6 protein-coding genes are annotated in these 7,049 nt (G+C 67.8%); all 6 read right to left on the reverse strand.

Annotation, left to right across the window (positions count from 1 at the left end):
- Positions 1 to 390: 390 nt before the first annotated feature.
- On the reverse strand, positions 391 to 3,522 hold the full coding sequence (gene ileS, locus ACFWPJ_RS20200) for an isoleucine--tRNA ligase (protein ID WP_378853480.1): 3,132 nt from the start codon (positions 3,520 to 3,522) through the stop codon (positions 391 to 393).
- A gap of 277 nt (positions 3,523 to 3,799) precedes the next feature.
- Positions 3,800 to 4,000 (reverse strand): hypothetical protein, encoded by a 201-nt coding sequence (locus ACFWPJ_RS20205; RefSeq protein WP_378853482.1) that lies wholly within the window; start codon positions 3,998 to 4,000, stop codon positions 3,800 to 3,802.
- An 83-nt stretch (positions 4,001 to 4,083) separates the two neighbouring features.
- Positions 4,084 to 4,944: a DivIVA domain-containing protein gene (locus tag ACFWPJ_RS20210; RefSeq protein ID WP_378853484.1), complete on the reverse strand. Its 861-nt coding sequence runs from the start codon at positions 4,942 to 4,944 to the stop codon at positions 4,084 to 4,086.
- 60 nt (positions 4,945 to 5,004) lie between these two features.
- Complete coding sequence (locus ACFWPJ_RS20215) at positions 5,005 to 5,307, reverse strand: YggT family protein (RefSeq protein WP_189033702.1); 303 nt, start codon at positions 5,305 to 5,307, stop codon at positions 5,005 to 5,007.
- An 89-nt stretch (positions 5,308 to 5,396) separates the two neighbouring features.
- Positions 5,397 to 6,152, reverse strand: a complete 756-nt coding sequence (locus ACFWPJ_RS20220) for a cell division protein SepF (protein WP_189033701.1) — start codon at positions 6,150 to 6,152, stop codon at positions 5,397 to 5,399.
- A gap of 186 nt (positions 6,153 to 6,338) precedes the next feature.
- The coding region (locus ACFWPJ_RS20225; RefSeq protein WP_378853486.1) for a YggS family pyridoxal phosphate-dependent enzyme at positions 6,339 to 7,049 on the reverse strand (711 nt) is incomplete at its 5' end.

Genomic DNA, 7,049 nt, shown 5'->3' on the forward strand with positions numbered 1-7,049 from the left:
GGGGGGGGGGGTGGGGGCCCCCTGGGGCCTCTACAGCAGGGGGGGGGGTGGGGGGGGGCATCCGCCGCACCCCCCCGTTGCGGGGGGGGCGGGCGGGCCACCACCCCCCCCCGCCCCCACACCGTTTCCACAGGACAATCATCACGAGCAGTCACTGTCACCTGAGCGTGTTCCATGCGCATCAGCAGCAACGCGTCAGATTGTGCCCGACGATCCGGCGAATGTCCCCCATTTCAGCAAATTTCCAGCATCGGGCGTGTCGCCGAGTGCCCGAGGCATGCGAATCCGCGTGCGCCGCAGTCGATTCGACCCGGACGGCGGCTGTCGTTGCCGCCACGGCAATGCAGAAGAGGCGGGGCCGTCTCCGACCCCGCCCCTGTCTACGGCGATCTACGCCTTGCTGACCGAAACGCGCACCCCGCCGGTGATCTCCGCGGCATCCGGGCCCGCCGCACCGAAAGTCAGTGTGGTGGCCAGGATCTCCCCGGCGATCAGGTCGCGGTGGGTCTGGGCCCATTCGGCCCGTTCGGCGGGCACATCCAGGATCACGCTGATCCGGTCCGACACGTCGAGGCCCTGTGACTTGCGGGTCTCCTGCAGGTCGCGGATGAGGTCGCGGGCCCAGCCCTCGGCCTCCAGCTCCTCGGTGACCACCGAGTTCAGCACCACCAGACCGGCATTGCCGGGCAGGGCGGCGGTGGACTCCGGTTCGGCGGCGACCAGGCGCTGGGTGTACTCCTCGGGCAGCAGGGTGATCCCGGCGGCGGTGACGACACCGTCGGCCGACTCCGTCCACTCCCCCGCCTTGACAGCCTTGATCACCGTCTGGACCTGCTTGCCCAGGCGGGGACCGGCGGCGCGCGCGTTCACGGCCAGCTCGAACCGGCCGTGCACGGCGACGTCGGTGGTCAGGTCGACCTTCTTGACGTTGACCTCGTCGGCGATCAGCGCGGTGAACGGCGCGAGCCGCTCCGCGTCGGCCGCGGCGATGGTGACCTCGGCCAGCGGCAGCCGCACCCGCAGGTTCTGCGCCTTGCGCAGGCTCAGCACGGTGGAGCAGACCACCCGCACCTCGTCCATGGCGGCGACGAGCTCGGGATCGTGCGGCAGCTCGGTCTCGGTGGGCCAGTCGGTCAGGTGCACCGACCGCTCGCCGGTGAGCCCGCGCCAGATGACCTCGCTGATCAGCGGCAGCAGCGGCGCGGCGAGGCGGGTGACCACCTCGAGCACCGTGTGCAGCGTGTCCACCGCGTCGCGGTCCTCGGACCAGAACCGCGAACGCGACCGGCGCACATACCAGTTGGTGAGCGCGTCGGCGAAGGAGCGCAGCTCGTCGGCGGCGCCGGCGATGTCGTAGGTCTCGAGCGCCTCGGTGATCACGTCACGGGTGACAGCGAGCTTGGCCAGGATGTACCGGTCGAGCACGTTCGGCGAGTCCGTGCGCCACTGTCCGGGCTTGGAGGCGTAGAGCTGCAGGAAGGTCCACGCGTTCCACAGCGGGCGCAGCGCGTGGCTGACGCCTTCGCGGATGCCGCGCTCGGTGACGATGAGGTTGCCGCCGCGCAGGATCGGCGAGCTCATCAGGAACCAGCGCATGGCGTCGGAGCCGTCGCGGTCGAAGACCTCGTTGACGTCGGGGTAGTTACCCTTCGACTTCGACATCTTCAGGCCGTCGTCACCGAGCACGATGCCGTGCGCGGCAACGGTTTTGAACGACGGCGAGTCGAACAGCGCGGTCGACAGGACATGCAGCGTGTAGAACCAGCCGCGGGTCTGCCCGTTGTACTCGACGATGAAATCGCCGGGGAAGTGGCTGTCGAACCACTCCTTGTTCTCGAACGGGTAGTGCACCTGGGCATACGGCATCGAGCCCGATTCGAACCAGCAGTCGAGCACCTCGGGCACCCGGCGCATGGTCGAGTTCCCGGTCGGGTCGTCGGGATTGGGCCGGGTGAGCTCGTCGATGTAGGGGCGGTGCAGATCCTGCGGACGCACGCCGAAGTCGGCTTCCAGCTCGTCGAGCGAACCGTAGACGTCGACGCGCGGGTAGGCCGGGTCGTCGGAGACCCACACCGGGATCGGGCTGCCCCAGTAGCGGTTACGGCTGATGTTCCAGTCGCGCGCGCCCTCGAGCCACTTGCCGAACTGGCCGTCGCGGATGTGCTCGGGCACCCAGCTGATCTGCTTGTTCAGCTCGACCATCCGGTCGCGGAACTGGGTGACCGCGACGAACCAGGACGGGACGGCCATGTAGATCAGCGGCTGGCCGGAACGCCAGCTGTGCGGGTAGGAGTGCTCGATCGTCTCGTGCCGCAACAGCTTTCCGGCGGCCTTGAGGTCCTTGATGATCACCGGGTTGGCGTCGAAGACCATCAGGCCCTCGTACGGCGGCACCATCGAGGTGAACTTGCCCGCCGGGTCCAGCGGCTGCACGATCTCGATGCCGTTGGCCGCGGCCACGTCCATATCCTCCTCACCGAAAGCCGGTGCGAGGTGGACGATTCCGGTGCCGGAGTCGGTCGTGACGTAGTCGGCGGTGAGCACGCGGTGCGCGTGCGGGTGGCCGACGAAGAAGTCGAACGGCGGGCGGTAGGACAGGTCGGCCAGGGCAGCGCCGTCGTACTCGCCGAGCACCTCCGGCTCGTCGCCGAACTCGCGGGAGTAGTGCGAGACACGTTCGGCGGCAAGCAGATAGCGCTTGTCGTCGGCGCCGCGCACGTGCACGTAGCGCACGTCGGGGTGCACCGCGATCGCCAGGTTGGACGGCAGGGTCCACGGCGTGGTGGTCCAGATCAGCGCGTTCGCGCCGTCGAGCGCGGCGAGGGGATGCTCGGCCGGGACGACCAGCTGCATGTCGACGGTGACCGCCGGGTCCTGCCGCATCTTGTAGGCGTCGTCGAGGCGGGTCTCCTGGTTCGACAGCGGCGTCTGCTCGTACCAGCTGTAGGGCAGCACCCGGAAGCCCTGGTAGATCAGGCCCTTGTCGTAGAGCGACTTGAACGCCCACATCACCGACTCCATGAAGTCGAGATCGAGGGTCTTGTAGTCGTTGTCGAAGTCGACCCAGCGCGCCTGGCGGGTGACGTAGTCACGCCACTCGCCGGTGTAGCGCAGCACCGAGGACTTACAGGCGGCGTTGAACTCGGCCAGTCCCATCTCGTCGATCTGCGCCTTGTCGGTGATGCCGAGCTGCTTCTCGGCCTCGATCTCGGCGGGCAGGCCGTGGGTGTCCCAGCCGAAGCGGCGGTCGACGAGCTTGCCGCGCATGGTCTGGAAGCGCGGGATCAGGTCCTTGACGTAGCCGGTGAGCAGGTGGCCGTAGTGCGGCAGGCCGTTGGCGAAGGGCGGGCCGTCGTAGAAGACGAACTCGTCGTTGCCGTCCCGGTTGCGCAGGCTGGCGCGGAAGGTGTCGTCGCGGGCCCAGTAGTCGAGCACCTGCTGTTCGAGTTCCGGGAACGACGCGCCGGAACCGGCGCCGAAGTCGACCCGGGGGTATGCACCGGTGGTTGTCTCGTCCGCCATCGCGGATCTGCTCCTCGTGCCGCCGCGCCGTCGGCGCGGATCCTGGGCACGGGGACGATGCCGGCGCCGGTGCGCCGTACCGCGGTACCACCCCGTTTGCCCGTTCCGACCCTGACGGGAGCGGCGCGGGCCTCTCGTTGTGTGAGCTGTGACGGGCTCACCCGTTCGGTTCTACTGAGCGCGAGCGCCGTTCTTCCGAAGGCTCCCCGGTGATGGCCGGATCAGTGCCGTGTGTTCTTCGATTCTAGCGGGGACCGTCGAGCGAATATTCCCGCGGTCAGTCCCGCCGGACGTGTCGTCCGGGCTGGACCGGGTCGTTCTCGGGTTTTCGCGCGGCCAGCGCACTCACCAGCAGCGTGGCGGCACCGATCATGCAGATCAGAATGCACCCCCAGGCCCACAGCACCGAACCGGTGGCGAGCGCCGCGACGAGCAGACCGAAACCGATTGCCGCGAGGACGAGCGTCAAGACGAGCATGCTGACTCCCAAGAAACCCGAGCAGCCCGATGAAAGCTGGGCGTTCCCGGATCACGCGGCGTGCCGCGCGACCCGGGTTCAGTTTACTTGCCGCCCTTGGCGAAGGAGGCGGGAGCCAGACTGTTGGCCGAACCGTTGGTTTCGCCGGCGAACTCGCCACCGTCGACCGGAACGGCCGACCCGCGGTTCTCCAGCTCCTCCAGCTGCGACTCCAGGTACGACTTCAGTCGCACGCGGTACTCGCGCTCGAAGGTCTTCAGCTGCTCGATGCGGCTTTCCAGCACCGTGCGCTGCTGGGTGATGGTGGCCATGATCTCCGCGTGCTGACGCTCGGCGTCGGCGGTGAGCGCCTCGGCCTTGTCCTTGGCCTGCCGGATCTGGGTGTCGGAGCGGTTCTGCGCGTCGGTCAGCATCGCGTCGGACTTCTGGCGCGCGTCGGCGATCATCGCCTCCGAGCGGGTGCGGGCGTCGCCGACCAGTCGCTCGGAGTTTGCCCGCGCGTTCGAGAGCAGTCCCTCGGCCTCGGTCTTGGCGTCGGTGGTGAGCCGGTCGGCCATCTCCTGCGCCAGGGTGAGCACCTTCGCGGCCTGCATGTTCGCGTCGGGACCGGAGTTGTCCCGGACCGGCGCGGCGACCGGCATCGGCGCCGGCGGTGCGGCGGGCACCGGTGGCGCGATAGGTTCAGGGGCTGGCGGCGGAGCCTGCTGGACCGGCGCCTTCACGGCGTTGACCGGGGCGGCTGCGCGGTTCTTCTTGGCATCGGCCAGCTCGGTGTCGAGCTCGGCGACCCGCTGGCGCAGGTCGGCGTTCTCCTCGATCAGGCGCGAAAGCTCCTGCTCGACGAGATCCAGGAAGGCATCGACCTCGTCCTCGTTGTAGCCGCGCTTACCGATCGGCGGTTTGCTGAACGCGACGTTATGCACATCGGCAGGAGTCAGCGGCATCGAAGGATCCCTTCACGCGTCTTTTGGAGAACTAGCAAGCGGTCTTCTCGATTCAGTATGTCACACGGAGGTCACGGGCTGCCCGAGCCTACCCACGATGGACATCAGGATGAAGACCACGAAGAGCAGGACCATTATCGACAGATCGAGCCGAATACCCCCGAGGTTCACAGGAGGTATCAACCGCCTCAGGAGTTTCACCGGCGGGTCGGTCACCGTGAAGATGACCTCCAGCAGGATCACCACCACACCGGTAGGGCGCCAATCGCGCGCGAAACTGCGAATGAACTCGACAATCACCCGGCTGATCAACAACAGCCAGAAGATGAAAAGCACGAGGTACAGAACCGCGAACAGGGCCACGGCTTCACTCTGCCGCAAAATCGGCGGCTTGCAAAATGGCCGCGCCGCGCGGTGCGCGGGCGGCCATCACGATGATGCGGATGTGGCGTCTATTTCTGGTTGTAGAATCCGTTTTCGGCGATCCGGCGGCGCTCTTCCGCCGATACGTCGACATCGGCCGGTGAGAGCAGGAACACCTTCGTCGCCACCTTGTCGAACGAACCGCGCAGCGCGAACGCGAGCCCGGCCGCGAAATCGACCAGCCGTTTGGCATCGGCATTGCTCAGGTCGACCAGGTCCATGATGACCGGGTTGCCCTCGCGGAAACGCTCACCGATGATCCTGGCCTCGCTGTAGTCCCGTGGACGCAGCGTGGTGATCTTGGACAAGGGACCTCCGTCCTCGAAGATCCCGGGCCGCCGCGCTGCCGCGGGCTCGGGGCGCAAGCGCTCCTCGAGCCTGCGCTCCTCGGCGTCGGGATCGACCGCGAGCGCTCCACGGGTGGAGCCGCGCATGCCGGGTGCGACACCGCCCGCCCGGAACGAGCGACCCGATGACGGGGCGGTCTCGATCCTGGTCGGACGCCGCGGCGCCTCGTAACGATCGTCGGCGTAGGTGTCGGCGACGTAATCGTCACGACGCGCCTGGTAGGCCGACTTGTAGGCCGGCTGCGGGTAGTCGTCGGCCTCGTCCTCGAAACGGTCGGAGCCGTAACGGTCTTCGGCGTAACGGTCGTAGCTGCGCGGGCGGGTGCGCCCGGCGCGCTCCTCGGCGCCACGAGGGGCGTGATCGTCGACGTAATCGTCTTCGTACTCGTCGAGCGGAACCATGCCGAAGTACGCCTTGAACTTGTGCAGCGTGCTCATGACTCCACCTCGCGCTCGCTCGGTTCCGGCATGACCACGCAGGTGGCTGAGCCGATGACTCGCTCGCTCCGCTCGCTCATATGGTCGACCTTCCTTCGGCCCCGGTGGCGGCCGGGTGTTGAAGTTCTTGCTCAGCGCCTCGTCGGCCAATCGTATGTGTCGAATGTGACTGATGAGGTTTCTTTGCTACGCCGAGGTTATCGGTCGCGCGCCCATCAGGGCGGTTCCGACACGCACACAGGTCGAACCGTGTTCGACCGCAACTTCCAAATCACCCGACATACCTGCAGAAAGTTCGGTGGCATCGGCGTGTTGCGCGAGCAGCGAAGTGTGCAAAGTCGCAAGATTCGCAAAGGACGCATCAGTCGCGACGTCAAGGGGCGGAATCGCCATCAGACCGGCCAGATCCAGGCCGGGAGCCTTCGCCACCAGGTCGGCGAGGGCGGGCAGATCGGCCGGTGCGACACCCCCGCGTCCGGGGTCGTCGTCCAGGCTCACCTGCAGCAGGACACGCAGGGGCGCGGTACGCTCGCCGGCTGCCAGTGCGTCCTGCGCGGCCCGGTCCAGCGCGTTTGCCAGGCGTTCGCTGTCGACCGAGTGCACGGTGTGCGCCCACCGCGCCACCGCGCGCGCCTTGTTCCGTTGTAAACGGCCGATCATGTGCCATTCGATGTCGTCGTAGGTCAGCCGGCCGACCTTGGCCGAGGCCTCCTGCTCGCGTGACTCGCCGAACTCGCGCCTGCCGAGGCGGTAGAGGATGTCGACGTCGGCGGCGGGGAAGAACTTCGTCACCGGGAGCAGGCGGACCGAGCCCGCCGGGCGGCCCGCGGCGGCCACGGCGGCATCGATACGCGCGAGCAGGCCGTCGAGCCTGCCAGAGAGTTCCGCGGTGCGGAC

It is taken from the genome of Nocardia sp. NPDC058497 (assembly GCF_042720195.1).
Taxonomy (GTDB): domain Bacteria; phylum Actinomycetota; class Actinomycetes; order Mycobacteriales; family Mycobacteriaceae; genus Nocardia.